Genomic DNA, 24,803 nt, shown 5'->3' on the forward strand with positions numbered 1-24,803 from the left:
GCGGCAGTTTACCCTAAATCAGGAGACGGCCGGCGCAGGCTTGGGTTTGCGCCACTGCGGCAAGCCGATCAACACCACCGCACTGATGATCACCAACATCGCCAAGGCCTCCTCGATGCCGATGGTTTCACCGGCGAATACGATGCCCAGCAGCACCGCCACGGCCGGGTTGACGTAGGCATAGCTGGTGGCCGCCGCCGGACGCACATGCTTGAGCAGGTACATGTAGGCGTTGAAGGCAATGATCGAACCGAAGAAGGTCAGGTACGCCAGCGCGAACCAGCCTTCCAGCGGCGGCATGCTGTCCAGGTGTTCACCGCTGGCCACGCTGCCGATCAACAGCACCACACCGCCCACCAGCATCTCCACGGCGCTGGCCATCGCCCCGGCCGGCAACGGCAGGTGTTTGCTCAACACCGAGCCGAAGGCCCAGGAGGCCGCCGCGAACACCAGCAACGTCGCCCCCAACGGGCTGGATTGCAGATTGGAACCGAGGTTGAGCATGGCGATGCCGATCAACCCCAGCACAATCCCCGCCCATTCCAGACGGGTATTACGCGCGCCCCAGAAATATCCGCACAGCAAGGTAAACAAAGGCACCGTCGCCACCGCCAACGCCGCGACCCCGGACGCCACGCCGGTGTGCTCGGCCACACTGACCGCACCGTTACCGAAACTGAGCAACAGCACGCCAATGATGGCCCCGGCCTTCCATTGCGCCCAGGTCGGCGCCGGCGCCCCGCGCCAGCGCAGGAAGCCGTACATCAGCGAACCGGCCAACACAAAACGAATCCCGGCCAACAACAGTGGCGGCCAATGCTCCACGCCGATACGAATCACCAGGTAGGTCGAACCCCAGATGACGTACAAGGCAAAGAAGGCAGCGATCAATGGCAGGGGAAAACGGCGTGGGCCAGGCATGTTCAGCTCGAAGTCAGGACAATGAGAGACGCTATTCTAGAAAGGCGACAGACGGAAATTAAGCTACAAAACCTGTTTATCCAGGCCATACACTTTTCAAAACACGGTGATCAGCGCTATAAATCGCGCTTTCGAAAGTCGCGCCGACAGGAAGCCAAACCGTGGATAAATACGACCGCATGTTGCTCAGTGCCCTGTTGGACAACGGTCGTGCGTCCTACGCCGAACTGGCCCGCAAAGTGAACCTGTCGGCCCCCGCCGTGGCCGAACGGGTCAGCAAGCTGGAAGCCAGCGGTGTCATCACCGGTTATCAAGCCAAAGTCGACATGGCGAAGATCGGCCTGCCGGTGCAGTGCGTCATCGAACTGCGAATGAACCAGCACGGCAACCAGAAAACCTACGACGAACTGTGCAAGATCCCACAACTGACCGAATGCCACCGGGTCACCGGGGATCCGTGCGTGATCATGCAAGCGGCGGTTGGCTCGATGCCTGAGCTGGAAGAGCTGATCAACCGCATTGCCAAGTTCGGTTTCAGCAAGACGTCCATCGTGCTGTCCAGCGCCATTGAAAAGCGCGTGCCGTTGGGGCAGTTGGAAGGCAATGGGAGATGACACTGATCAACTGTGGGAGCGAGCTTGCTCGCGATGGTGGCGTGTCAGTCACAGGGCGGCTGACTGATCCGACGCTATCGCGAGCAAGCTCGCTCCCACAGTTGTCCGGCGGTGTGTTTAGAAACCGCGATGGCGCTTGAGATGCTCGTTGATCTTCGCCGCCGGCACTTTCTGCAAACTGCACAGCAAATCATGGGACAACTCCCGCAACCCATGCTTTTGCCGCAGTTGCGAAGCCAGGTGCGCGGTGAGGTTGGCGGCCATTTCGGCATCGGCCATGGCCCGGTGAGCCTGACCGGTGTGGGGCAAGCCGGCGAACACGTTGAGCGTGCCGAGCTTGTGGTTCGGCGCCGCCGGCATCAGGCGCCGGGCCAGCAACAGTGAGCAGGCAAAATTCTGCAAGCGGGTGCGTTTGATACGTCCCAGCTCGAAATCCCAGAACTTCTGGTCGAACGCGGCGTTGTGGGCCAACAGTGGCGTGATGCCGACGAACTCGTTGACCTCGTTCATGACCTTTTCCGCCGAGGGTGCGCTGCGCAGCATGGCGTTGCTGATGCCGGTCAGTTGCTCGATAAACGCAGGGACGCGCACACCGGCATTCATCAGGCTCTGGTAGCGGTCGACGATCCGGCCTTGCTCGAGCATCACCACCGCGATCTCGGTGGCCCGGCAACTGCTGCTCGGGGTGATCCCGGTGGTTTCAAAGTCGATGACTGCGATGCGTTCCAAACCTTTTGAACTCCGTGAAAATCAATTCTTGAGCAACAACGCGCCCTCAATGGGCACATAGCGACTGGCGGCGCGGATCAGCGAGTTGGCGGTCAACCCTGGCACGCCATAGGCCACGGCTTGCACACCGTGCTTCTGGATGATGCGTTCGAGCAACATGTCGAAATCGCCATCGCCGGAGGCCAGCACCACTTCATCGACGTGGTCGGCGGCGTCCATGATGTCCAGCGTAATGCCCACGTCCCAGTCGCCCTTGGCCGAGCCGTCGCTGCGCTGGATGTAGGGCTTGAGCTTCACGACGAAACCCAGGTTGCGCAGGATCTGCTGGAATTGTTGCTGCTTGCTGTCACCGCGATCGATCGCATAGGCATAGGCCTCGACGATCTGCCCCTGTTTGCTGACATCGGCCCACAGCGCGGCGTAGTTGAAATGGCAACCGTAAGCCTGGCGCACGGTGTAGTAGAGGTTCTGGACATCGGCGAACACTGCAATTTTTTTCACCGCGTTTCCTCTTGGATGCACACGTACGCAGCCCACCAGGGCCGAAAAGTCGCCCAGTATGCCAGCCCGAAGGATTGTTCCGCGAATAATCGGCCCGAGGCGCCAAGGCGCCCCGGACGAATGGCAGGTCAGACGAAGGAGTCGTCGTCGCCGAAGGAAGATGAATCGTCACTGTAGTCCGCGTCGCTGAACCCGCCCTGGTCGTTGCCGTAGGCGTCGTTATCGGCTACGCGCGGGTCATCGCCCCAGCCGTTGCCTGCGGTGTCGTTGACCGGTTGCGCCGGTTCTTCCTTGATGACCTCGACGATCTCCTGCGGTTGCTGATTGCTGTGGAACAGGCTGCTGATGCCTTGGGCCAGCATCACGCCGCCCGCCACGCCCGCCGCGGTTTTCAGGGCGCCGCCGAGGAAGCTGCCCGCTACCGGGGCTTGTTGCTGCGGTGCGCCATAATTGCCGGGCGGCGCGCCGAAGCCCTGTTGGGGCGGGGCATTGAAGGACGGTTGCGCCGGTTCGCGCCAACCACCACCGCTGGAGCCCGGCGCGCTCGCCGGGCGTGAATCCCGCGGGCTGCCGCCGAAGATACTCGAGAGGAAACCGCCGCCACCGCTGGGTGCCGGCGCTTGCTTGCGCGCTTGTTGCAGATCAGCCTGCAATTGCTCGACCTGCTGGGCCAGTTGCCTGTTCTGCTCATCGAGGCGCTTGATCGCAGCCTCCTGCACCAGGATCGCCTGGGCCATGAAATAGCCCGCCGCTGGCTGGCTCGCCAGGTGTTCCTTGATCCGCGCCTCGGCCTGGGCGTCGCGCGGGGCTGAATCCTTTTCGGCCTGTTGCAGCCGTGAAAACAGTCCATCGATCAGGGTTTGTTCTTCGCTGTTCATGGCGACCTCATTCGATTGCCGGGTAGAAACCATTCCGATCCCGAAGACCGGTGCCCATCAGTAATGGGGCTCGCCGGAAAGCTTTCAATGGTCTTTACCTGATGTTTACGTTTGCTTGTGCGGGCGCCTGATCGGTTAAAGTGTCGGACCGCTTTTTCAACTGCGATACCGACTCATGAATCCGTTTGACGTGCTGCGCGACTCTTTGTATTTCTTCAAGCGCCATTTGGGCCGGATCGCCCAGTTGTGCCTGCCACTGGTGATACTCGAGGCCCTGCTGCAGCAAGGCGTGGACAGCGCCCTCGGCCCCGACGGCTTTCCCGGCTACAGTGTGATCGTCGGACTGCTGGTGTACCCCTTGTACACCGCCGCGCTGATCCTGTTTCTCGACGCCCGCAGCCGCGGTGAAGCACCACGCACGCGGGACCTGCTGGCAACGGCCCTCACCCTGTGGCCGCGCTTTGCCTTGCTGACGGCCCTCAACACCTTGTTGATCCTGGTGGGGCTGTCGTTGTACTTCCTGCCGGGCCTGTGGCTGATGGTGACCCTGGCCTTCGGCGAATACCTGTTGGTCCTCAGGGGCCTGGCCCCCCTGGCGGCGATGAAGGAAAGCCTCAACCTGTCCCGCGGCAACTTCTGGCGGATCCTGCTGTGCATTCTCGCGGTGATGGGCCCGCTGTGGCTGCTCAAGGGCGCCAGCGTCTCGGTGTATCCGTCACCCCAGAACCCGGCGGTGAGTTTGCTGATCGACAGCGTCCACAGCTTCCTGCAACTGTTCACCACCGTGGTGCTGTTCCGCCTGTTCATGCTGATCGAAGCCAAGCCCGAGCGCCGCTGATCCCATACGGCGACAGCCCTGGGCTTGGGCTTGAGAACCGCTCTCGGTTATGCTCGGGAGCACTTTTGCGTTTCGCCCATAAGCCGAGCCATGATCCGTCTACTGCGCTACACCTTGCTGGGCCTGCTGTTGATCCTCAGCCTGGCCGCCCTGTCGATCTACGGCCTGACCTGGCGGCCACAGCCCCGGGAAACCGTGCCGGTCAGTTGCACCGCCAATGCAGCAGCGCTGGCACCCGGCCAAGCCTTGAAGGTGATGACCTGGAACGTCCAGTTCCTCGCGGGCAAGCGCTACGTGTTCTGGCACGACCTGGCCCAAGGCGACGATGAAAGCCCGACCCTGGAAGACATGGCCTTCAGCCTCGACGAAGTGGCCCGGGTGATCCGCGACGAGCAACCGGACATCGTGTTGCTCCAGGAACTGGACAAAGGCGCCAAGGCCAGCGATTACCAGGACCAGCTCAAGTTGTTGCAGGAACGCGTGGCCGACCTCTACCCGTGCGGCACCAGCGCCTTCGACTGGAAAGCCGACTTCATCCCCGACCCGCACATCTTCGGCAGCGTCGGCCGGCAACTGGCGACCCTGAGTCGCTACCGCATCGACCATGCCGAACGGGTGCAACTGCCGGTGGCCGACACCAACGTCATCAGCCGTCAGTTCCAGCCGAAAAATGCCTTGTTGGTGAGCTATCTGTCACTGAGCGACGGCAGCCAGCTGGCGGTGCTCAACACGCACCTGGAACGGGCCACTGAACCGGACGAAACCCTGCCCAGACAAATCACCGCCGTGACCAAGGCACTGGATAAGTTCGAATCCGCAGGCACGCCCTGGCTGATCGGCGGCGACTTCAACCTGCTGCCCCTGGGCCAGTACCGACGCCTGCCGTCCGAGCAACGCACGCCCTACTCCGCCGACAGCCCGCTGCACCTGCTGTGGGACAAATACCCGATGATTCCCACCAACAACGAAGCCAGCGGCATCGACCGCGAACATTGGCTGACCCATTACCCGAACGACCCCGGCCTCAACGGCCCGGACCGCACCGTCGACTACCTGTTCTACAGCCCGCGCATCAAACGGGTCGAAGCCCAGGTACGCCAGGATGACACCTTGCGCATCTCCGACCATTTACCGGTAATTGCGCGCTTTTTGTTGCCGGCTGCGCCTTGATTTGAAGCCACCACCGGACAAATGTGGGAGCGAGCTTGCTCGCGATAGCGATCTTTCAACCAGCACAGATATCAGGATGTGCCGACGCCATCGCGAGCAAGCTCGCTCCCACAATGGATCTGTGTCGCAATCAACTCACTTGCGCGGCTTGACCCGCGCCGTCGCCTCCGCCACCAGCGGATCATCCGGCCAGTAATGCTTGGGATAGCGCCCCTTCAAGTCCTTCTTCACCTCGGCATAGGTGCTGCGCCAGAAGTTCGCCAGGTCCTGGGTCACCTGTACCGGCCGGCGTGCCGGTGACAACAGGTGCAGCTTGACGACCTGGCGTCCGCCGGCGATGCGCGGGGTATCGGCCAGGCCGAAGAGTTCCTGCAGGCGCACCGCCAGGATCGGTGGATGCTCGCTGTAGTCCAGGCGGATCGAGGAGCCCGAAGGCACACTCAAATGGTGGGGGGCCTGTTCGTCCAGGCGTTGCGGCAATGGCCAGGGCAACAGGTTGTGAACGATGCTCGACAGGTCCAGGTTGGCGAAATGACTGAGGCGCGAGACTCGGCCCAGATACGGCATCAACCAGTGTTCGAGGGTGTTCAGCAGGGCTGCGTCGCTGACGTCTGGCCATTCACTCTCGCCCTTGGCCTCCAATTCAAGTCGACGCAACAAGGCCACCCGCGCCTGCCATTGCCGTAGCTCCGGAGTCCAGGGCAGTAATTCCAGGCCCTTGCGCCGCACCAGGTTCACCAGGGCTTGGCTACGGGCTGACTCGTCCAGGCCGGTCAACGGTTCGCGGCTGAGCACCAGTTCGCCGACCTTGCGCTGGCGCTCGGCCCGCAGCACGCCTTCGCGCTCATCCCAATCCAATTGATCCACCGTGTGCACCTGCTCGGCCAATACCGAGTCGAACAGCTCCGGGTCGAAATCCGTCGCCAGGTAGATCCGCTCTTCCCGCTGGCCCTGGCGGCTGCTCAGGTCGGCGATCACCAGCCACGCTTGTTTCATCAGGCTGTCAGCCTCGGCAAACAGCGCCGCACGGCCATTGGCCAGGCGATATTCCGCGCCGCCGGGCCGGCGCTGTTGGGCGACGCGGTCGGGGTAGGCCAACGCCAGCAACGCGCCGAGCCAGCGCGGGTGATCGGGATCGGCCACGGCCTCTTCGGCCTTGCCCCGCAGATAGCCGCGATATTGCCGGGCCAGTTGCCGCGCCCGCTGCACCCCGCCCTGAGCGCCGCGCGCCGCCCGTTCTTCGCCGGACAGCAAGGCCAGGCGACTGTGCAGGTCGGCGCCGGCACCGCGCAGAATGTCCCGTTCGCCCAGCAGCGCAGCGACGTTGCAGGCCATGTCTGCCAGCCCCAGCGCCTGGCCGCGCAACAGCAGATGCGCGATACGCGGGTGGGCTGGCAGTTCGGCCATGGCCTGACCGTGGCGGGTCAGTTGCTCGCCCTCCAGCGCGCCCAGGCGTTGCAGCAGGTCCTGGGCCTGGGCATACGCAGCGGCGGGCGGAACGTCGAGCCAGACCAATTGCTGCGGCGTCACACCCCAGCGCCCCAGTTGCAGGGCCAATCCGGCCAAGTCCGCCGACAGAATCTCCGCGCTAGCGTAAGCGGCCAATTGTTCATGCTGGTCTTCGGACCACAACCGGTAGCACACCCCCGGCTCCAGGCGCCCGGCGCGACCGGCCCGCTGGGTGGCGCTGGCCCGGGAAATGCGCTGGGTGTCGAGCCGGGTCATGCCGCTGCCCGGGTCGAAACGCGGCACCCGGGCCAGTCCGGCGTCGATCACCACGCGCACGCCATTGATGGTCAGGCTGGTTTCGGCAATGTTGGTGGCCAGCACCACCTTGCGCTGACCGGGTGGCGCGGGGTCGATGGCGGCACGTTGAGCTGCGAGGTCCAGTTCGCCGTGCAACGGGCAGAGCAACACGTTGCCGCCCTCGCCCAAGGCCTCGGCCAGTTGCTGATGGACCCGGCGGATCTCTGCCTGCCCGGGCAAGAACACCAGGACGCTGCCGGTTTCATCGTGCAGCGCTTCGAGCACGGTCTGCACCAGCCGTGGCTCGATGAACTCGCCAGGCTGCAATGGCCGGCCCCAGCGTACCGTCACCGGGAACATACGGCCTTCGCTGCGCAGGATCGGCGCGTTGTCCAACAGCCCGGCCAGGCGTTCGCCTTCCAGGGTCGCGGACATCAACAGGATCTTGAGCGGCTGCTCTTCGCGAAACAACTCCCGGCCGTTGAGGCTCAAGGCCAGGGCCAGGTCGGCATCGAGGCTGCGTTCGTGGAATTCGTCGAAAATCAGCAGTCCCACTCCTTCCAGCGCCGGATCGTCCTGCAAACGGCGGGTGAGGATGCCTTCGGTGACCACTTCAATGCGGGTCTTGGGCCCGACCTTGCTGTCGAGACGAATCCGGTAGCCGACGGTTTCACCGACCTTCTCCCCCAGTTCGCTGGCCAGCCGCTCGGCCGCCGCCCGTGCCGCCAGGCGCCGGGGTTCGAGCATCAGGATGGTCTGTCCGGCCAGCCAGGGCTCGTTCAGCAAGGCCAGGGGGACACGGGTGGTTTTACCGGCACCGGGCGGTGCTTCGAGCACGGCTTCGTGGCGCGATGCCAAGGCTTGGCGCAGGGCGGGTAAAACTTCATCAATCGGCAAAGAAATCATGCTGGCTCCAAAACAGAGGGCCGAGTATAACGGCGAACTGTTTAGCGTGGTCTGGACTCCAACCAGCAACGCCTCTACTACCTGTTCAGGAGATTGCTATGCGTATTCCCTTTCGCGTGATCGGTGGCGTGCTGGTCGCCACCCTGCTGACTCAAATCAGCGCCTGTGGCTCGATCTTCTACCCGGACCGTCGCGGCCAGATCGACGGCAAGATCGACCCGGCCATCGCCGCCCTCGATGCCGTCGGCCTGCTGTTCTACATCATTCCCGGCCTGATCGCGTTCGCCGTGGACTTTGCCACCGGTGCCATCTATTTCGAACCGGGCCGCAGCGTCCAGATCGAGCCAGAGAAACTCAAGCCAGCCATCAACCCCGACGGCACGGTCAATAACCAAAAACTGCAGGCAATCCTGGAACACGAACTGGGCCGCAGCTTCCCGCTGGACGATCCTCGACTGATCCAACACAAAGGCAGCGCGCAGCAACTGGCCACCCTTGGCCTCAAACCGGCCGCATGACCGGCGCCACCGAAGGAACGACCGCGCCATGACCACCAGCACCGAACACGCTCGCCTGCTGCGCCTGGCCACTCGGGCGTCGGTGGCCGTGGCACTCACCCTGGTGATCGCCAAGGCCCTGGCCTGGTGGCTCAGCGGTTCGGTGAGCATGCTCGCCGGCCTGACTGACTCGGCGCTGGACGGCGTCACTTCGCTGCTCAATCTGCTGGCGGTGCATTACGCCCTGCGCCCCGCCGACGATGACCATCGCTACGGCCATGGCAAGGCAGAATCCCTGGCCGGCATGGCCCAGGCACTGTTCATCGGTGGCAGTGCGGTATTGATAGCCTTGCAGGCCTTCGAACGCCTGAAGAACCCGGTGCCAGTGGAGGCGCCCTGGCTCAGCGTCGGTGTGATTGTGTTTTCCCTGGGACTGACCCTGGCGCTGCTGGCGTTGCAGCATCGGGTCATCCGCGCCACCGGCTCCAACGCCGTGCGCGCCGACTCGCTGCACTATCGCTCCGACCTGTTGCTCAACGGCAGCATCCTGGTCGCGCTGGTACTGGCCGGGTTCGGTTGGTATCAACTCGACGCCTGGTTCGGTCTGGGGATCGCCGCGTATATCCTGTGGAGCGCCATCCAGATCGCCCGGGAAAGCTTCGCGGTGCTGATGGATGAAGAACTGCCGCCCGACGTCAGCCAGCGCATGTTGGAACTGGCCTGCGCCGTGCCCGGCGTGCTCGGTGCCCATGACCTGCGTACGCGGGTCTCCGGCAACCACTGGTTCGTGCAACTGCACCTGGAGTTGCCGGGGGATCTGACCCTGTCAGTGGCCCACGGCATCAGTGACCAGGCCGCCGATGCCATCCACCGCGCTTATCCGAAGGCCGAAGTGCTGGTGCATGCCGATCCGTCGGACGTGGTGAAGCGCGCCAGCGCTTGATGCCGAACACAGAATGTGGCGAGGGAGCTTGCTCCCGCTCGGTTGCGCAGCGACCGCAAGATCCTGGGCCTGCTGCGCAGGCCAGCGGGAGCAAGCTCCCTCGCCACAGGGATTTGCGCTGGATATTCAGTACGTCACCTGATACCCACGGCTGCTCAAGCAACTGCCCTGGGCCTGGCGATAGGTCTGCACAACTTCCGGTGCCGGTGGGTAGGTGTAGTTGCGCGGATCGAACCCGCTCTGCTGCACCGCCCAGCGATAGCAGTCGTAGCCATCCTGATTGACCTGCTCGGGCGACTGGCCGTTGGCCGGATAGGCCACCACATCGAAACTGTTGCCCTGGGGTTGCGGCTGCGGGTTGGCGACCGGCGCATCGACCACGACATAATCCTGGGTGTTGGCTTCGTAGATGTAATAGGCGCCGGCAGCGAGGAAGAACAGCGAACTGCCGATCCACACTTCCCGGGCGTAATCGGGCAGGTAACGGGTGCGGATGCCCCGCGGTGGCGCGACCACGACGTAACGCGGTCCTTGCGGGCGGTACCAGTAGCCGCCCGAATAGAAATAGTCCTGGCCGCGATAAGGCACGCGGTAGTTGCGATCCGGGAAGCGGTCGATCACGTACCCTGGGCGATATTGCGGCCCCGGACCCCAACCGTTGCCATGCCCATCCGGCCGACCGGGCCAATGCTGACCGGGACGACCGTCATGGTCTGGTCGCGGACCTGCGTTCGGATAGCCATCGTTGCGCCGAGGGATATCGCGGTAATACCCCGGTTGCGGTTCCCGGGTCTGGGTCACGCTGTCGGGCCGGCCCTGGATGGGCAAGTTGTTGCCGGGCGGCGGCTGCGGCGGACGACCGTGAGCGTTAGGGTCCTGCGGTGGACGCTCGTAATGTTGTCCGCCCGGGTTCTGCGGCCTGACCTCGAACTGACGACTGTTGTCGCCCCGAATGATTTCGCTGCTCTGCGGCCGTGGCTGGCCCGAGTAACCCTGGCCGTTGCCGCCGCGCCCGTCCTGCCCGCGACCGCCGTCCGGGCCGCCATGGTTTTGCTGATCGTCGGCCATTCCCTGCGCACTGACACTCGCCCACAACAGACCAACACCTGCCAAACGCCAGATGCGCGACTTCATGAAATTCCTCACAACGGTTCAGGGCCTGATGATAAGACTGGGAAAGCCCAGGCCGGTTCTGCGACAGATTATCAGCCACGGGGTTTATTTCGCAGGCATTAAAAAAGGGAGGCCCGTCGGCCTCCCCTTGAGAATTTCGTCCGTGCTCGACGCTTATGACGTCGGCTCACCTCACGCCGTCTTCTGGACGGTGTGCAGCTCGGGGGTCTGCCAGTACCGGTGGGTACTGCGACCGCAGCCGGCCTGATTGGGCGGGCCGCACTGGACTGTTTGTCCGAGCAGTGATCTTGGTGATAAGCATAAGCCTGGGGTGCCGACAGATGATTGCGAAGATTGCGGAAATAAACATCACTTGCGCAATTTTTAACCCCGGATAGATAATCCACCGCAATTATCAAGATAAAGGCCCGACCGATGAGCAAACTCGACCGTTACGACCTGAGCATTCTGGCGGAATTGCAGCGCGATGCGCGCATCTCCAACCAGGAACTGGCCGAACGCATCGGCCTGTCGCCCTCCCCCTGCTCGCGGCGGGTCAAGCAGTTGGAGGATGACGGCTACATCACCCGCCAGGTCGCCCTGCTCGACCGCAAGCTACTGGGCCTGAGCCTCACGGCTTATGTGCTGATCGGCATGGACCGCCACACACCCGAGCGCTTCGAGAATTTCGAAGCCGCCATCCGCAACCTGCCGCAAGTGCTGGAATGCAGCCTGGTGACCGGTATGGACGCGGACTACCAGCTCAAGGTCGTAGTGCCGGACATGGACCATTACCAGAAACTGCTGTTGGGGCACCTGACCCGGATCGATGGCGTCACCAGCGTGCGCTCCAGCTTTGTGCTGAACCAGGTGCTCAACAGCACCGAGTTGCCGTTGACTCACCTGCGCAGCTAAGAACGCCATCGCGAGCAAGCTCGCTCCCACAGGGGACCGGACGCTCACAGATATTGCGCTCGCCATACATCCAATATGGGAGCGAGCTTGCTCGCGATGGCATCAGCCCAGGCGATGAATAGCTGCGACACACCGCCGCAGGTCAATCCCTCGCCCGCCCCCCATGCCGTATACTCGCCCCGCCCTTACAACCTCGCCCACGCCGGAGTGCCCTGATGGATCCTGCTGTTTTCGAAGAGTGGATGATGACCGGCCTGGTCAGCATCCTGATCATTTTCATGGGCTTCATCGTCTGGGACCTGGCAAAGAAGTCCAAGGCCGGGCGTTTTGGCTCGTTCATCCTGTTTTTCGTGCTGGGCCTCGGCGTGGCCGCGTTCATCATCAAGAGCGTAGTGATCGGCCTGATCGAATCGGGCGCGTTATAAGCGCGCCGGGACTTCTTTCCACTGGCCCTGATCGAGCCCTTCGATCGTCCAGTCGCCGATCCTGACCCGCACCAGGCGCAGTGTCGGCAGGCCCACCGCGGCGGTCATGCGTCGCACCTGACGGTTGCGCCCTTCGCGGATCACCAGCTCCAGCCAGCTCGTGGGCACGCTTTTACGAAAACGCACCGGCGGGTTGCGCGGCCATAATTGCGGCTCGTCCAATCGGCGTGCCTCGGCTGGCAACGTCATGCCGTCGTTCAACTCCACCCCATCGCGCAAACGCTGCAACTGTTCGGCACTCGGCTCACCTTCTACTTGCACCCAATAGGTCTTGGCCAGCTTGTGCTTGGGGTCGGCAATACGCGCCTGCAATTGCCCATCGTTAGTCAGCAACAGCAAACCTTCACTGTCGCGATCCAGCCGCCCGGCCGGGTAGATGCCCGGTACGTGGATAAAATCCTTGAGCGTCGCCCGCCCTTCACCGTCGCTGAACTGCGTCAGCACGTCGAAGGGTTTGTTGAACAGGATCAGCTTTGGCTCGGCCGGCGGAGCCTTGGCCACACGGCGCAGCGCAGCGGCGGGAGGCTTCGCGCCAGGGCGACGGGAAGCGGGGCGTGGGGGACGGGGCATGGCGAATACAACATCTAACGGTCGGGGCCGACCATGCTAGTGGCCCGACCGTTAAATGACCACCATCCGATCAGCGGAACGGCGGCTCGTCGAAGCTGCGCAGTTTGCGCGAATGCAACGAGTTGAGTTCGGTGCGCAACAGGTCCAGCGCCTCGATGCCGATCTTCAGATGCTGGTTGACCGCTCGCTCATAGAACGCGTTGGCCGAACCCGGCAGCTTGATTTCGCTATGCAGTGGCTTGTCCGAAACGCACAGCAACGTGCCATAGGGCACTCGCAGGCGATAACCCTGGGCAGCGATGGTGCCGCTCTCCATATCCACCGCCACGGCGCGAGACAGGTTGATCAGCGGACGTTCCTGGGCCCAGCGCAGTTCCCAGTTGCGATCGTCGTAAGTCAGCACGGTGCCGGTGCGCAGGCGCTTTTTCAGCTCATCGCCCTTCTCGCCGGTGATGTTCGCCGCCGCCTGCTGAAGCGCCATCTGCACTTCGGCCAGGGCTGGAATCGGAATGTTCGGCGGCACCACCCGGTCGAGAATGCCATCGCGACGCATGTAGGCGTGGGCCAGCACGTAGTCACCGATGGTCTGGGACTGCCGCAGCCCACCGCAGTGGCCGATCATCAGCCAGCAATGCGGGCGCAGCACGGCCAGGTGGTCGGTGATGTTCTTGGCGTTGGACGGGCCAACGCCGATGTTCACCAGGGTCACGCCATGGCCGTCGTTGGTCTGCAGGTGATAAGCCGGCATCTGGTAACGGTGCCAGACCACACCGGCAGCGATGGCCGACGCTTCGCCATGGTCCATGTTCTTGTCGATGATCACGTTGCCCGGCAGAACCATGCGCACAAAGCGCGGGTCGCTGCGCAGCTGCTCCAGGCCATGGACGATGAACTGGTCGACATAGCGGTGATAGTTGGTGAGCAGGATCCACGGCTGCACATGGCGCCAATCGCTGCCGGTGTAATGCACCAGCCGACGCAGGGAGAAATCCACCCGCGCGGCATCGAACAGCGCCAGGGGCAGCGGGTCGGTGTTTTCCCAGTCATAGAGGCCGTCGGCGATGCCATCGGTGGCGGCCGACAGGTCAGTGCTGGGGAATACCCGCGCCAGCACGGCGGCGGTCACGCCGGAACCGGCCAGTTCGTCGCCCTGCTCCACCACGTACGGGTACGGGATGTTCTGCTCGCTGACGCCCACTTCCACGGTGACGGTAAAGTCGTGCATCAGCGGGACCAGCTGTTCCAGCAGGTATTTACGAAACGCGGCGGGATGGGTGACGGTGACGCTGTAGGTGCCGGGCAACTGGACCTTGGCATAGGCCCGAGTGGTTTGCGGGACTTCGCCGTGGCAGTGATAGGTCAGGCGCAGAGCGGGATAGCGAAACAATGCACGCTGTTCGGCATCCGGCTCGATGCGGTCCTTGAGATAACGCATGAGCGCCTGGTTCAGCGCGGTGGTCGCACGCTCGTGCAGGGCCGCTAGACGATCCACGGCTTGTTCAGCGGTTTGAACGACAATAAACGCTTCGGTCACGATCAGCTTCCTGTGTTCTGACTTGCAGGCCTTCATCTTGCCTGCATCGCCGCCCGACGGGAACAGTGGCGTATTGGCGCGCTCGATCATTCACCCACAATTGATCTTCAGTGGCCCCAGAACTTTCATTTCACCGCAGCCCCCTGTGGGAGCGAGCTTGCTCGCGATAGCGGTATGTCAGTCACCATAGAGGTTGGATGTACCGACGCCATCGCGAGCAAGCTCGCTCCCACAGGGGTATGTGTTGTTTCTAAAAACCGTGCGGGGTGGAGCGCGCCACGATGGCCTCGACATTCAAGCCCCGAGGCAGGGCACCGTACACCCGGCCGGTCGAACCCAGGCGACTGGCGATAAAAGCATCGCTGACTTCACTGTTCCCCGCTTCCAGCAGCAGCTTGGCTTGCAGGCCCACGGCGATGTCTTCGGTCAATTGCCGGGCGCGGTACTGGATGTCATCGGTGTCCTTGAAGGCTGTGCGCAATTGGTGGATGTGCCCGGCCAGGCGCTTGTCGCCATGGCCGTCGCCCAGTTCGCTGAACAAGACCTCCAGCACACCTGGCTCCTTGGACAGGGCGCGCAACACATCCAGGCATTGCACGTTGCCGGAGCCTTCCCACGTCGAGTTGACCGGTGCTTCACGGTACAGGCGCGGCAGGATGCTGTCTTCGACGTAGCCGGCACCGCCCATGCATTCGGCGGCTTCGTTGATCATCGCGGGGGCACGCTTGCAGATCCAGTACTTGCCCACCGCCGTCACCAGCCGGGCGAACTTGGCCTCATGCTCGTCATTCAAATGGTCCAACGCCCGGCCCATGCGCAGGCTCAAGGCCAGGGCGGCCTCGCTTTCCAACGCCAGGTCAGCCAGGACGTTCTGCATCAGCGGCTGTTCGCTCAACAGCTTGCCACCGACCTTGCGGTGCGCGCAGTGATGACTGGCCTGGGTCAATGCCTGGCGCATCAGGGCGCTGGAGCCGACCATGCAATCGAAGCGGGTCATGGCCACCATCTCGATGATCGTCGGCACGCCGCGCCCTTCTTCGCCGACCATCCAGGCCAGTGCGCCACGGAATTCGACTTCGCTGGAGGCGTTGGAACAGTTACCCAGCTTGTTCTTCAAGCGCTGGATGTAGAACTGATTGCGCGTGTCGTCGGGACGATGGCGCGGCAGCAGGAAACAGCTCAGGCCCTTGTCGGTCTGGGCCAAGGTGAGGAAAGCGTCGCACATCGGTGCCGAACAGAACCATTTGTGCCCCATCAGCTCATAGGCCTGGCCCGGACCGCTGGCACCCACCGGATAGGCCTTGGTGGTGTTGGCCCGCACATCGGTGCCGCCCTGTTTTTCGGTCATCGCCATGCCCAGGGTCACCCCGGCCTTGTGGGCCATGCCGACGTTGCGCGGGTCGTACTCGGTGGCGAGCACCTTCGGCAACCAGCGCTCGGCCAGATCCGGTTGCAGGCGCAGCGCCGGCACGCTGGCGAAGGTCATGGTCAACGGGCAACCCGTACCGGCTTCGGCCTGGCTGTGCAGATAGGTCATCGACGCACGGGCGACATGGGCGCCGGGCTGTGGATGGGACCAAGGCAAACTCGGCAGGCCATGCTCGACGGCGGTGCGCATCAACTGATGATAAGCAGGATGGAACTCCACCAGGTCGATGCGATGACCGTAGCGGTCATGGCTGGAAAAAACCGGTTTGTTCTGGTTGGCCAGGAAGCCCGCTTCCATCAACGGCCCGCCGGCCAGCGCCCCATACGCATCAATCCGCGCCTGCGCCCAGCCAGCCCCAAAGCGCTGCGACCACTGCTGCAACGGCAGGTCGATACGGTACAGGTTGGCGCCATCCAAGGACGGCGGCTGATTGGTGACGTCGTGGGTTTCAGCGAACTGGTGCAGGTTCATGACAGGGCTCCTCGATCGGCCAGGGAGTCAGTTAAGCACCGCCTCCAGGCCGAACAAAGTGTCATATACGCCTAAATATCGGCGCTTTCACCCTGCCTCGGACAAAGCACCCGGCGCTGGAGCATTGCCTGCAATGCGTCGAATTTAACCGGTTTGCTCAGGTAGTCGATCAGCGCGCCCGAGGGGCAGTGCTCCTGCCCCAGGTTCGGGCTGACCACCAGTACCGGCAACTCTTCGCAGCCAGACAACGAACGGATCTGGCAGCAGACCGACACACCGTCCAGCGGCGGCGACTGGCAATCGAGCAGCACCGCGTCAAAGCGCTCGCCGTGCAGCAGATCCAGCGCCGCGCGGCCACTGTCGGCGGTGCGCACCCGATAACCCAACTTGAGCAACATGCCACGCATGACCAACTGATCGATGTTGTTGTCATCCGCCAGCAGCACCGTGCAATCCTGGGGCTGGCGCGAGCCCTGGCGGCCACCGAAGGAAAACGGCGTCGGGACCGCCGCTGGCAAGGCCACATCAAACTCCACGTCCACCTGGAACCGACTGCCGCGACCGGGCTCGGAAGTGTGGGTCAGGCGCCCGCCCAGCAGCTCCACCAGTTGCCGACAGATAGCCAGGCCCACGCCGAGACCGCCATATTCGCGGGTCATCGAGCCGTCGAGCTGGAAGAAGCGCTGGTACAAGGTCGCTTCCCCCAGATCGGTAAAGCCGATCCCGGTGTCGATGACGGCAAAGGACAATACCAGCCGATCGAGCTCTGTCGGCCGCCCGCTGACGCGCAGCGCCAGGCCGCCCACCCGGGTGAATTTGATCGCGTTGTCCAGCAAGCATTCCAGGCATTGGGCCAGTTTGCCACTGTCGCCGATCAACCGGTCCGCCAGGCCCGGGGACACGTCGACCTTGAAATCCAGGCCCTTGGCCGCGGCATTGGCGCCGAACTGCACCTGCAGCGCATCGATCACCCCACGCAGGCTGAACGGCGCCGGATAGACCTTGAGTTTGCCGGCCTGCAACTCGGTGAGGGTGAGGATGCCATTGACCATGCGCATCATGTCCCGCGCCGATCCGGCGGCGGTCTGTTGATACTGGGTCAGTTCCTCGTCCATCTCGACGGTTTCCATCAACTCCAGGGAACCGATCACGCCATTCATCGGCGTGCGCAGTTCGTGGGTCAAGGTGGCGAGGAATTCGTCCTTGAGTTTGTTGCCGTGGGCCAGTTGCTGGTTGAGCACTTCGAGTTTCTGCCCGGCGTCCAACAAGGTCTGGGCCTGCTGTTCGCGCATGGCATTGATGCGGTCGGCCAAGGCCAGGGACAACAGCGCGACTTCGATGGCCGAGCCGATCTGGCTGGCGTACATGGTCAGGAAGACGTTCGGCAGGTAGCCCAGCACCATCAAGGTATTGATGATGCCCCCCAGCAGAAACGCCGACCAGGCAATGATGAAATAGCGCGCCACCCGCAAGCCACGCCACCAGGCGAACAACCCCGCGGCAAAGATCGCCACCGTGAACACCAGCGCCAACGCCGTTGCCAGGCGCAGGGCCAGGGCGTAGCTGGTCATCAGCGACAGGCCGATGACCACGGCACTGTAGCCGATCAGTGCCAGCAGCATGCGGTCCATCCAGCGGCCATGCTGGGCGGTCTGCAGGAAGCTGCGGGCGAACTGGCTGCCAAACAGGCCCGCGCAGCCGATGAAGAACGGCGTCGCGGCGTTGGCCCACCAGGGGTTGTCCGGCCAGAAGTACTCCACGGCGGCACCATTGACCGACAACTGGTACAGGCCGAACGAGGCGATGTAGAAGATGTAATAGAGGTAGCTGGTATCGCGCACGCTCAGGTAGATGAACAGGTTGTACACCAGCATCCCCAGTAGCACGCCATAGATGATGCCCAGCACGTACAGGCGCACCGGCTGTTGCTCGAGGTACGCGGTGCTCGACCACAGCGTCAACGGCGCCTGGATCGAACCCTGGCTTTGCAGGCGCAAATAGACGGTCTGTTGTTGCTCGGGTTTGAACGCCAGGCTGAACAGGTAGTTGTTCTGGCGGATCTCGCGGCTGGCGAACGGCAACGCATCACCGGTCTGACGAACCAGGCGATAGGCCCCCGCCGCGTCGGGCAGGTACAAGTCGAGGTGGTCCAGCGGCGGGTATGCCAGCTCCAGCAGCCAGGTGCGCTGGGCGTCCGGATTGTCGGGGCGATAGTGCAGGTCGATTTTCAACCAGAAGGCCGATCGTGAGTAACCGGCGTTCAGCGTGGCTTTGTCGTGGGGCTTGAAAGCACCCGCTGCGGACTGGGCCAGGACCTCATCCAGGGTGGCCGTGCCGCCCGCGTCCTCGAACACTTGCAAGGCATGGCCCAAGGGCAGGCTTTGGGTGAATTCATCGAATTCCAGGGCACTTGCCAGAGGGGGCAAGCACAGCAGTAACATCAGCAAATAGCGCATTGAAGCCCCAGCGTGGCCTGTCCGGTTGAGTCAGGAAGCCCCCCATTCCCTGAGTAGACGTAAAACCGGCATTACCTGTTATGTGTTGGATCCATCTCTAGCATAGCCGCTGATGGCCAATTTGCACCATTGAAATCTTTCCTACTGAAGGCTCTAGAACGGGCGTTTCAGAGCAAAGCATTGAGATAGAGCTGTTGCTTTGGTCAGGTTGGATCCGGACTGGACAAATGTGGCGAGGGAGTTCGCTCCCGCGGGGGTGTAGGAGCTGGGGCAGCCTGCGATCTTTTGATCTTGATCTTTCACTCCTCGATTCAATTGGCAATGGAAAGATCGCAGCCTCGCTCCGCTCGACAGCTCCTACACAGCGCCTACAAGGATCGTGCGCCCGATAATGGGTTTGGTGGTAAGCTCGCGCACCATGAATATCTACAGCTCTCGCCCCGTTGTCCTCTGCCTCTCCGGCCACGATCCCAGTGGTGGCGCCGGTTTGCAGGCAGATATCGAAGCCCTGCTCGCCCAGGGCTGTCATGCCGCCCCGGCCGTTACCGCATTGACCGTGCAAGACACCGTCAACGTCAGCGATTTCCGCGTGCTCGATCGCGAGTGGGTGCTGGCGCAAGCCAATGCCGTGCTCAACGATTCGCCGGTCGCGGCGGTCAAGCTGGGGATGCTCGGCTCGCTGGAAATGGTCGACACGGTGGTCGAACTGCTCCAGGCCCACCCCCATCTGCCTATGGTCTGCGACCCGGTGCTGCGCGCCGGCGGTGGCGGACGCCTGGGCAAGGATGAGGTCGGCTACGCCATGCGCGAACGCCTGCTGCCCCTGGCAATCATCGCCACCCCCAACCTGCCTGAAGCCCGCATCCTCGCCGAACTGCCCGAGGGCAGCGCCGACGAGTGTGCGGAAAAACTGTTGCCCTTCGTCAAACACCTGTTGATCACCGGCGGTCACGGCGACGAACATGAAGTCCATAATCGCTTGTACAGCCGCGATGGCGGCCGTGAAACCTTTACCTGCCAGCGCTTGCCCGGCAGCTACCATGGTTCCGGCTGCACCCTGGCCAGCGCCCTGGCCGGCCGGCTGGCCCAGGGCGAACAACTCGCCAGCGCCGTCAAGACAGCACTGGATTACACCTGGCGCACCTTGCGCGATGCCGAACAACTGGGCAAAGGCCAGTTCGTGCCGCGTCGCCTGCCGCTGGATTTCTGTTCGTAGCACCGGAGGCCTGTGGAATGAAATTACGTGGCCTGTACGCCATCACCGATAGCCAATTGCTGGCCGGCAAGTTCCTCGCTTATGTAGAAGCAGCGCTGGAAGGTGGCGTGACCCTGTTGCAATACCGCGACAAAAGCAGCGACGAAGCCCGCCGCCTGCGAGAGGCCGAAGCCCTGCGCAACCTGTGCGAGCGCTACAAGACCCAGTTGATCATCAATGACGATGCCGAACTGGCCGCGCGCCTGGGCGTCGGTGTGCACCTGGGCCAGACCGATGGCCCGCTGGCGCCGGTGCGGGCGCTGCTCGGGCACAAGGCGATCGTCGGCTCCACCTGCCACGCCAGCCTGGCCCTGGCCGAACAGGCCGCCAGCGAAGGCGCCAGTTATGTCGCGTTCGGGCGCTTTTTCAACTCCAACACCAAGCCCGGCGCCCCCAGCGCAAACCTTGAACTGCTCGAACAGGCGCGCATCAAACTGCATATTCCGGTGTGCGCCATCGGCGGCATCACCCTGGAGAACGCCGCCCCGCTGGTGGCCCACGGGGTCGACCTGCTAGCGGTGGTCCACGGCCTGTTCGGCGCCGACAGCAGCGCTGAAGTGACGCGCCGCGCCCGCGCCTTCAACGCGCTGCTGCAGATCAAATAGTCCATTTTTCGTTTTCGAGAGCCCAACCATGTCCCGTTCCGAAACCCTGTTTGCCAACGCCCAGAAACACATCCCCGGCGGCGTGAACTCGCCTGTTCGTGCGTTCAAGAGCGTCGGCGGCACCCCGCTGTTCTTCAAGCACGCCGAAGGCGCGTACGTCACCGACGAAGACGACAAGCGTTATGTGGACTACGTCGGCTCCTGGGGCCCGATGATCCTCGGCCACAGCCATCCGGACGTGCTGGATGCGGTGCGCAAGCAATTGGTCCACGGCCTGTCCTACGGCGCCCCGACCGCGATGGAAACCGAGATGGCCGACCTGGTCTGCTCGATCGTGCCGTCGATGGAAATGGTGCGCATGGTCAGTTCCGGTACCGAGGCGACCATGAGTGCGATCCGCCTGGCGCGGGGCTACACCGGTCGCGACAGCATCATCAAGTTCGAAGGCTGCTACCACGGTCACTCCGACAGCCTGCTGGTCAAGGCCGGCTCCGGCGCACTGACCCAGGGCGTGCCGAGCTCGGCCGGCGTGCCGGCAGCGTTCGCCAAACACACCCTGACCCTGCCGTTCAACGACCTTGAAGAAGTCGAGAAGATGCTCGCCGAAGTCGGCCAGGAAGTGGCATGCATCATTGTCGAGCCGGTGGCCGGCAACATGAACTGCGTGCCGCCGGCGCCGGGTTTCCTCGAAGGCCTGCGCAGCCTGTGCGACCAGCATGGCGTGGTGTTGATTTTCGATGAAGTGATGACCGGCTTCCGCGTGGCCCTCGGCGGCGCCCAGGCCCATTACGGCGTCACGCCGGACCTGAGCACCTTCGGCAAGATCATCGGCGGCGGCATGCCGGTCGGCTGTTTCGGCGGCAAGCGCGCCATCATGGAATGCATCGCGCCGCTGGGCCCGGTTTACCAGGCCGGCACGCTGTCGGGCAACCCGCTGGCCATGGCCGCCGGCCTGACCACCCTGCGCCTGATCAGCCGCCCGGGCTTCCACGCCGAACTGACCGACTACACCACTCGCCTGCTCGACGGCCTGCAGATCCGCGCCGATGCGGCGGGTATCCCCTTCGTGACCACCCAGGCCGGCGGCATGTTTGGCCTGTACTTCAGTGGCGCCGATGACATCGTCACCTTCGAAGACGTCATGGCCAGCGATGCCGACCGGTTCAAGCGCTTCTTCCACCTGATGCTCGACGGCGGCGTGTACCTGGCCCCGAGTGCATTCGAAGCCGGCTTCACCTCCATCGCCCATGGCGAGACCGAGCTGAAGATCACCCTCGATGCTGCCGAACGGGCCTTCGCGGCACTGAAGTAAGCCTGTGGATAACTGACGCTGGCTGAAGCTGGCGTCAGTGATTGCTGACAACCTCCCGCCCTTTTCCTACGTATTTATGCCTGAAGCTGCTATTAGCATTCCCGTGCAGCAGAAAAACGAGTAAAGACTTTGTAAGGATGGCCCTGCTTATTTCATAATGCGCGCTTATTGGATCCCCCGGAGGGTCCGCGCGCCCCTCAGAGGTAAGTCGATTCCCATGAACCGCACCGGCCGCACCCTTGCCTTGGGCTGCCTGTTGCTCCTTCAGCCGCTGCTGGCGAATGCACAGGCAGGCGGCAACTCGTTGTTGATCCCGGCGCTGGGCCGTTGCACGCTCAATACCCAGCCACAAGATCTCGCACCGGCACTCGACGCCTGTCAAAAAGCGGCGGACGCAGGTGATGCACAAGCGCAATACGAGTTGGGCGAGTTCTACTACGAAGGCAAGGCTGCACCCCGCGACCTCAAGCAGGCCCTCAACTACTTCGAAAAAGCCTCGCTGCAAGGCCATGCCCAGGCGCAATTCAAGCTCGGCGGCATGTTCTTCCATGGCGAAGGCGTGCCGGCCAACAACGTCCAGGCCTACATCGTCTTGAAGATGGCTGCGGTCAACGGCGCCGAAGATGCCCTGGACACCGCCGACGAAGTCGCCGAGCAGATGCCCCGCGACGAGCTGGAAGTGGCGACCCAGGTGCTGGGCCAGATCTTTCGCAAATACCTGATGGAATTGCAGAACGCCGATGGGCGTACGCCTTTTTCGCCGCTGCCCTGACTATTGCTTCGGCCTTGATGGCCTCATCGCGAGCAAGCTCGCTCCCACATGGGTTCTCTGTGCGCACAAGTTTGCGAGCATCGACAATCCAGTGTGGGAGCGAGCTTGCTCGCGATTGGGAGCACCTAGGTCTTGAGTCTTACTTCTCAGGCATCGGCATCGGAAACGGCATCACATTGCCAACCGCGCCGCGGGCTTCGCTGATTTTCGGCGTGCCCAGACGTTCGACTTCGTCGATGCGCACGATCGAATGCATCGGCACGAAACTGCGCACCACGCCTTCGAACTGCGCCTTGAGCTTTTCTTCGCTCGGATCGACGACCACTTGCGTGCGCTCGCCAAAGACGAACTCTTCCACTTCCAGGAAGCCCCACAGATCGCTTTGATAGATCTGCTTGGCGTACATTTCGAACACCTGGCCCTGGTTGAGGAAAATCACCTTGTAGATTGGAGCTTCACGTTTGGTCATGGCTGGCGAAACACATCGGCGGGTAAAAATGAGGGCGCGAACTATAGCATAGCCACTGCTCGCACAGCGGTAGGAACCGCGGGACTTGTTCCCTATAATGCGCGGTTCTTTGAATCACGTGATGACTCCGTCCATGGCCAAGAAGCTTTACATCGAAACCCACGGTTGCCAGATGAACGAGTACGACAGCTCGCGCATGGTCGATCTGCTGGGTGAACACCAGGCCCTGGAAGTCACCGCCCGCGCCGAAGACGCGGACGTGATCCTGCTCAATACCTGCTCGATCCGCGAGCGCGCCCAGGACCGGGTGTATTCCCAACTGGGCCGCTGGCGCGAGCTGAAGCTGGCCAACCCGGAAATGGTCATCGCCGTGGGCGGTTGCGTGGCCAGCCAGGAAGGCGCGGCCATTCGTGATCGTGCCCCGTACGTGGACGTGGTCTTCGGCCCGCAGACCTTGCACCGTCTGCCGGAGATGATCGACGCCGCGCGCGCGACCAAGCTGCCGCAAGTGGATGTCTCGTTTCCGGAAATCGAAAAATTCGACCACCTGCCCGAACCGCGCATCGACGGCCCAAGCGCCTATGTGTCGGTGATGGAAGGCTGCAGCAAGTACTGCACGTTCTGCGTGGTGCCCTATACCCGCGGTGAGGAAGTCAGCCGACCGTTCGACGACGTGATCGCCGAGATCATCCATCTGGCGGAAAACGGCGTGCGCGAAGTGACCCTGCTGGGGCAGAACGTCAACGGCTATCGCGGACTGACCCATGACGGGCGCCTGGCGGACCTCGCCGAGCTGATCCGCGTGGTGGCGGCGGTGGACGGTATCGACCGCATCCGCTACACCACGTCCCATCCGCTGGAGTTCTCCGACAGCCTGATCCAGGCCCACGCCGAGGTTCCCGAGCTGGTCAAGCACCTGCATTTGCCGGTGCAATCGGGTTCCGACCGGATCCTCGCGGCCATGAAGCGCAACCACACGGCGCTGGAGTACAAATCCAAGCTGCGCAAGTTGCGCGCGGCAGTGCCGGGCATCTGCATCAGTTCGGACTTTATCGTCGGTTTCCCCGGCGAAACCGAGAAAGACTTCCAGCAGACCATGAAGTTGATCGAAGATGTGGGCTTCGACTTCTCCTATTCCTTCGTCTACAGCCAGCGCCCTGGAACCCCGGCGGCCGACCTGGCGGACGACACCCCGGAAGAACTGAAAAAAGAACGGCTCAACGCCTTGCAGCATCGCCTCAACCAGCAAGGTTTCGAGATCAGCCGACAAATGGTCGGTTCCGTCCAGCGGATTCTGGTGACCGATTATTCGAAAAAAGACCCCGGCGAGCTGCAAGGGCGTACCGAAAACAACCGCATCGTCAATTTCCGTTGCGACACCCCGGCCCTGATCGGCCAGTTCGCCGATGTGCACATCGACGCCGCGCAACCGCACTCCCTGCGCGGTTCGCTGATCCAGTAACCCCGTACTTCCTGTGGGAGCGAGCTTGCTCGCGATAGCGGCATGACAGTCAATACTCATGTTGAATGTGAGCCCCTCATCGCGAGCAAGCTCGCTCCCACAGTGAATCGTGCCAAGCCTTGTGATCGGATTCGCCTGTTTAAGAGCTTTCGCACCCAGCCTACTGGCGTTATCCTTGATTTCACCTTAATTGCCCCTGGGCGGCTAAAAAC

23 protein-coding genes are annotated in these 24,803 nt (G+C 62.8%); 12 read left to right on the plus strand and 11 right to left on the minus strand.

The features are described 5' to 3' along the window. Positions 1–18 precede the first annotated feature (18 nt). Positions 19–921: a drug/metabolite exporter YedA gene (gene yedA, locus AB7M32_RS00715; RefSeq protein WP_060740508.1), complete on the minus strand. Its 903-nt coding sequence runs from the start codon at positions 919–921 to the stop codon at positions 19–21. Positions 922–1,082: 161 nt separating this feature from the next. Between yedA and AB7M32_RS00720 the strand changes: the two genes are divergently transcribed. Beyond that, the gene (locus tag AB7M32_RS00720) at positions 1,083–1,535 is read left to right on the plus strand and encodes an Lrp/AsnC family transcriptional regulator (protein WP_454248829.1); all 453 of its coding nucleotides are present in this window, start codon (positions 1,083–1,085) and stop codon (positions 1,533–1,535) included. Between the two features lie 117 nt (positions 1,536–1,652). On the opposite strand, the gene AB7M32_RS00725 is transcribed toward AB7M32_RS00720, so the two are convergent. From AB7M32_RS00725 to AB7M32_RS00735, 3 genes are all read right to left on the minus strand, one after another. Beyond that, a complete protein-coding gene (locus tag AB7M32_RS00725) occupies positions 1,653–2,264 on the minus strand; it encodes a 3'-5' exonuclease (RefSeq protein WP_454248830.1) in 612 nt (203 codons plus the stop codon). A gap of 21 nt (positions 2,265–2,285) precedes the next feature. Beyond that, positions 2,286–2,765 (minus strand): LabA-like NYN domain-containing protein, encoded by a 480-nt coding sequence (locus AB7M32_RS00730; RefSeq protein ID WP_053182045.1) that lies wholly within the window; start codon positions 2,763–2,765, stop codon positions 2,286–2,288. A 128-nt stretch (positions 2,766–2,893) separates the two neighbouring features. Then, positions 2,894–3,643, minus strand: coding sequence for a DUF2076 domain-containing protein (locus AB7M32_RS00735; protein ID WP_454248831.1), 750 nt, complete (start codon positions 3,641–3,643; stop codon positions 2,894–2,896). 175 nt (positions 3,644–3,818) lie between these two features. Here AB7M32_RS00735 and AB7M32_RS00740 point away from each other — a divergent pair, with 175 nt between their 5' ends. After that, a complete protein-coding gene (locus AB7M32_RS00740; protein ID WP_072411456.1) occupies positions 3,819–4,481 on the plus strand; it encodes a YciC family protein in 663 nt (220 codons plus the stop codon). Between the two features lie 90 nt (positions 4,482–4,571). Then, a complete protein-coding gene (locus AB7M32_RS00745; RefSeq protein ID WP_454248832.1) occupies positions 4,572–5,651 on the plus strand; it encodes an endonuclease/exonuclease/phosphatase family protein in 1,080 nt (359 codons plus the stop codon). A 135-nt stretch (positions 5,652–5,786) separates the two neighbouring features. On the opposite strand, the gene hrpB is transcribed toward AB7M32_RS00745, so the two are convergent. Continuing rightward, positions 5,787–8,303, minus strand: a complete 2,517-nt coding sequence (gene hrpB, locus AB7M32_RS00750; RefSeq protein ID WP_454248833.1) for an ATP-dependent helicase HrpB — start codon at positions 8,301–8,303, stop codon at positions 5,787–5,789. Positions 8,304–8,401: 98 nt separating this feature from the next. Here hrpB and AB7M32_RS00755 point away from each other — a divergent pair, with 98 nt between their 5' ends. Together AB7M32_RS00755 and AB7M32_RS00760 are read left to right on the plus strand one after the other, a co-directional pair. Further along, positions 8,402–8,821, plus strand: a complete 420-nt coding sequence (locus AB7M32_RS00755) for a polyribonucleotide nucleotidyltransferase (protein ID WP_072411459.1) — start codon at positions 8,402–8,404, stop codon at positions 8,819–8,821. Positions 8,822–8,849: 28 nt separating this feature from the next. Next, complete coding sequence (locus AB7M32_RS00760) at positions 8,850–9,743, plus strand: cation diffusion facilitator family transporter (RefSeq protein WP_454248834.1); 894 nt, start codon at positions 8,850–8,852, stop codon at positions 9,741–9,743. 126 nt (positions 9,744–9,869) lie between these two features. Here the strand turns inward: AB7M32_RS00760 and AB7M32_RS00765 are convergent, their stop codons facing one another. Continuing rightward, the gene (locus AB7M32_RS00765) at positions 9,870–10,877 is read right to left on the minus strand and encodes a DUF6515 family protein (RefSeq protein ID WP_454248835.1); all 1,008 of its coding nucleotides are present in this window, start codon (positions 10,875–10,877) and stop codon (positions 9,870–9,872) included. Between the two features lie 414 nt (positions 10,878–11,291). Between AB7M32_RS00765 and AB7M32_RS00770 the strand changes: the two genes are divergently transcribed. Next, on the plus strand, positions 11,292–11,771 hold the full coding sequence (locus tag AB7M32_RS00770; protein ID WP_003185723.1) for an Lrp/AsnC family transcriptional regulator: 480 nt from the start codon (positions 11,292–11,294) through the stop codon (positions 11,769–11,771). 215 nt (positions 11,772–11,986) lie between these two features. After that, complete coding sequence (locus AB7M32_RS00775) at positions 11,987–12,196, plus strand: DUF2788 domain-containing protein (protein ID WP_003228500.1); 210 nt, start codon at positions 11,987–11,989, stop codon at positions 12,194–12,196. On the opposite strand, the gene AB7M32_RS00780 is transcribed toward AB7M32_RS00775, so the two are convergent. The 4 genes from AB7M32_RS00780 to AB7M32_RS00795 form a co-directional block, all read right to left on the minus strand. Next, entirely contained in the window at positions 12,191–12,757 is a 567-nt protein-coding gene (locus tag AB7M32_RS00780) for a pseudouridine synthase (RefSeq protein WP_454252084.1), read from the minus strand. The two genes, AB7M32_RS00775 and AB7M32_RS00780, sit on opposite strands and share 6 nt — an antisense overlap. A gap of 139 nt (positions 12,758–12,896) precedes the next feature. Continuing rightward, positions 12,897–14,396: an AMP nucleosidase gene (gene amn, locus AB7M32_RS00785; RefSeq protein WP_162491255.1), complete on the minus strand. Its 1,500-nt coding sequence runs from the start codon at positions 14,394–14,396 to the stop codon at positions 12,897–12,899. 214 nt (positions 14,397–14,610) lie between these two features. Continuing rightward, complete coding sequence (locus AB7M32_RS00790) at positions 14,611–16,260, minus strand: acyl-CoA dehydrogenase family protein (protein ID WP_454248836.1); 1,650 nt, start codon at positions 16,258–16,260, stop codon at positions 14,611–14,613. Between the two features lie 71 nt (positions 16,261–16,331). After that, entirely contained in the window at positions 16,332–18,716 is a 2,385-nt protein-coding gene (locus AB7M32_RS00795; protein WP_454248837.1) for a 7TM diverse intracellular signaling domain-containing protein, read from the minus strand. A gap of 418 nt (positions 18,717–19,134) precedes the next feature. Here AB7M32_RS00795 and AB7M32_RS00800 point away from each other — a divergent pair, with 418 nt between their 5' ends. From AB7M32_RS00800 to AB7M32_RS00815, 4 genes are all read left to right on the plus strand, one after another. Beyond that, positions 19,135–19,932 (plus strand): hydroxymethylpyrimidine/phosphomethylpyrimidine kinase, encoded by a 798-nt coding sequence (locus AB7M32_RS00800; RefSeq protein ID WP_072411478.1) that lies wholly within the window; start codon positions 19,135–19,137, stop codon positions 19,930–19,932. A gap of 17 nt (positions 19,933–19,949) precedes the next feature. After that, on the plus strand, positions 19,950–20,576 hold the full coding sequence (thiE, locus tag AB7M32_RS00805; protein WP_072411480.1) for a thiamine phosphate synthase: 627 nt from the start codon (positions 19,950–19,952) through the stop codon (positions 20,574–20,576). Between the two features lie 28 nt (positions 20,577–20,604). Beyond that, positions 20,605–21,888: a glutamate-1-semialdehyde 2,1-aminomutase gene (gene hemL / locus AB7M32_RS00810; RefSeq protein WP_454248838.1), complete on the plus strand. Its 1,284-nt coding sequence runs from the start codon at positions 20,605–20,607 to the stop codon at positions 21,886–21,888. A 217-nt stretch (positions 21,889–22,105) separates the two neighbouring features. Beyond that, positions 22,106–22,660, plus strand: coding sequence for a tetratricopeptide repeat protein (locus tag AB7M32_RS00815; RefSeq protein ID WP_072411482.1), 555 nt, complete (start codon positions 22,106–22,108; stop codon positions 22,658–22,660). Positions 22,661–22,799: 139 nt separating this feature from the next. Here the strand turns inward: AB7M32_RS00815 and AB7M32_RS00820 are convergent, their stop codons facing one another. Then, positions 22,800–23,129 carry a DUF1820 family protein gene (locus AB7M32_RS00820; protein ID WP_003185742.1) on the minus strand — a complete coding sequence of 110 codons (330 nt, stop codon included), beginning with the start codon at positions 23,127–23,129 and terminating at the stop codon, positions 22,800–22,802. Between the two features lie 133 nt (positions 23,130–23,262). Here AB7M32_RS00820 and miaB point away from each other — a divergent pair, with 133 nt between their 5' ends. Beyond that, complete coding sequence (gene miaB / locus AB7M32_RS00825; protein ID WP_060740492.1) at positions 23,263–24,591, plus strand: tRNA (N6-isopentenyl adenosine(37)-C2)-methylthiotransferase MiaB; 1,329 nt, start codon at positions 23,263–23,265, stop codon at positions 24,589–24,591. Positions 24,592–24,803: the final 212 nt, after the last annotated feature.

The sequence above is a fragment of the Pseudomonas sp. R151218B TE3479 genome (assembly GCF_053629195.1).

Bases quoted from the DNA above. Each gene is read 5' to 3' on its own strand.
- yedA (WP_060740508.1), bottom strand. From the start codon at position 921: ATGCCTGGCCCACGCCGTTTTCCCCTGCCATTGATCGCTGCCTTCTTT.
- AB7M32_RS00735 (WP_454248831.1), bottom strand. From the start codon at position 3,643: ATGAACAGCGAAGAACAAACCCTGATCGATGGACTGTTTTCACGGCTG.
- AB7M32_RS00740 (WP_072411456.1), top strand. From the start codon at position 3,819: ATGAATCCGTTTGACGTGCTGCGCGACTCTTTGTATTTCTTCAAGCGC.
- AB7M32_RS00745 (WP_454248832.1), top strand. From the start codon at position 4,572: ATGATCCGTCTACTGCGCTACACCTTGCTGGGCCTGCTGTTGATCCTC.
- hrpB (WP_454248833.1), bottom strand. From the start codon at position 8,303: ATGATTTCTTTGCCGATTGATGAAGTTTTACCCGCCCTGCGCCAAGCC.
- AB7M32_RS00755 (WP_072411459.1), top strand. From the start codon at position 8,402: ATGCGTATTCCCTTTCGCGTGATCGGTGGCGTGCTGGTCGCCACCCTG.
- AB7M32_RS00760 (WP_454248834.1), top strand. From the start codon at position 8,850: ATGACCACCAGCACCGAACACGCTCGCCTGCTGCGCCTGGCCACTCGG.
- AB7M32_RS00765 (WP_454248835.1), bottom strand. From the start codon at position 10,877: ATGAAGTCGCGCATCTGGCGTTTGGCAGGTGTTGGTCTGTTGTGGGCG.
- AB7M32_RS00770 (WP_003185723.1), top strand. From the start codon at position 11,292: ATGAGCAAACTCGACCGTTACGACCTGAGCATTCTGGCGGAATTGCAG.
- AB7M32_RS00775 (WP_003228500.1), top strand. From the start codon at position 11,987: ATGGATCCTGCTGTTTTCGAAGAGTGGATGATGACCGGCCTGGTCAGC.
- amn (WP_162491255.1), bottom strand. From the start codon at position 14,396: ATGAAGGCCTGCAAGTCAGAACACAGGAAGCTGATCGTGACCGAAGCG.
- AB7M32_RS00790 (WP_454248836.1), bottom strand. From the start codon at position 16,260: ATGAACCTGCACCAGTTCGCTGAAACCCACGACGTCACCAATCAGCCG.
- AB7M32_RS00795 (WP_454248837.1), bottom strand. From the start codon at position 18,716: ATGCGCTATTTGCTGATGTTACTGCTGTGCTTGCCCCCTCTGGCAAGT.
- AB7M32_RS00800 (WP_072411478.1), top strand. From the start codon at position 19,135: ATGAATATCTACAGCTCTCGCCCCGTTGTCCTCTGCCTCTCCGGCCAC.
- thiE (WP_072411480.1), top strand. From the start codon at position 19,950: ATGAAATTACGTGGCCTGTACGCCATCACCGATAGCCAATTGCTGGCC.
- hemL (WP_454248838.1), top strand. From the start codon at position 20,605: ATGTCCCGTTCCGAAACCCTGTTTGCCAACGCCCAGAAACACATCCCC.
- AB7M32_RS00815 (WP_072411482.1), top strand. From the start codon at position 22,106: ATGAACCGCACCGGCCGCACCCTTGCCTTGGGCTGCCTGTTGCTCCTT.
- AB7M32_RS00820 (WP_003185742.1), bottom strand. From the start codon at position 23,129: ATGACCAAACGTGAAGCTCCAATCTACAAGGTGATTTTCCTCAACCAG.
- miaB (WP_060740492.1), top strand. From the start codon at position 23,263: ATGGCCAAGAAGCTTTACATCGAAACCCACGGTTGCCAGATGAACGAG.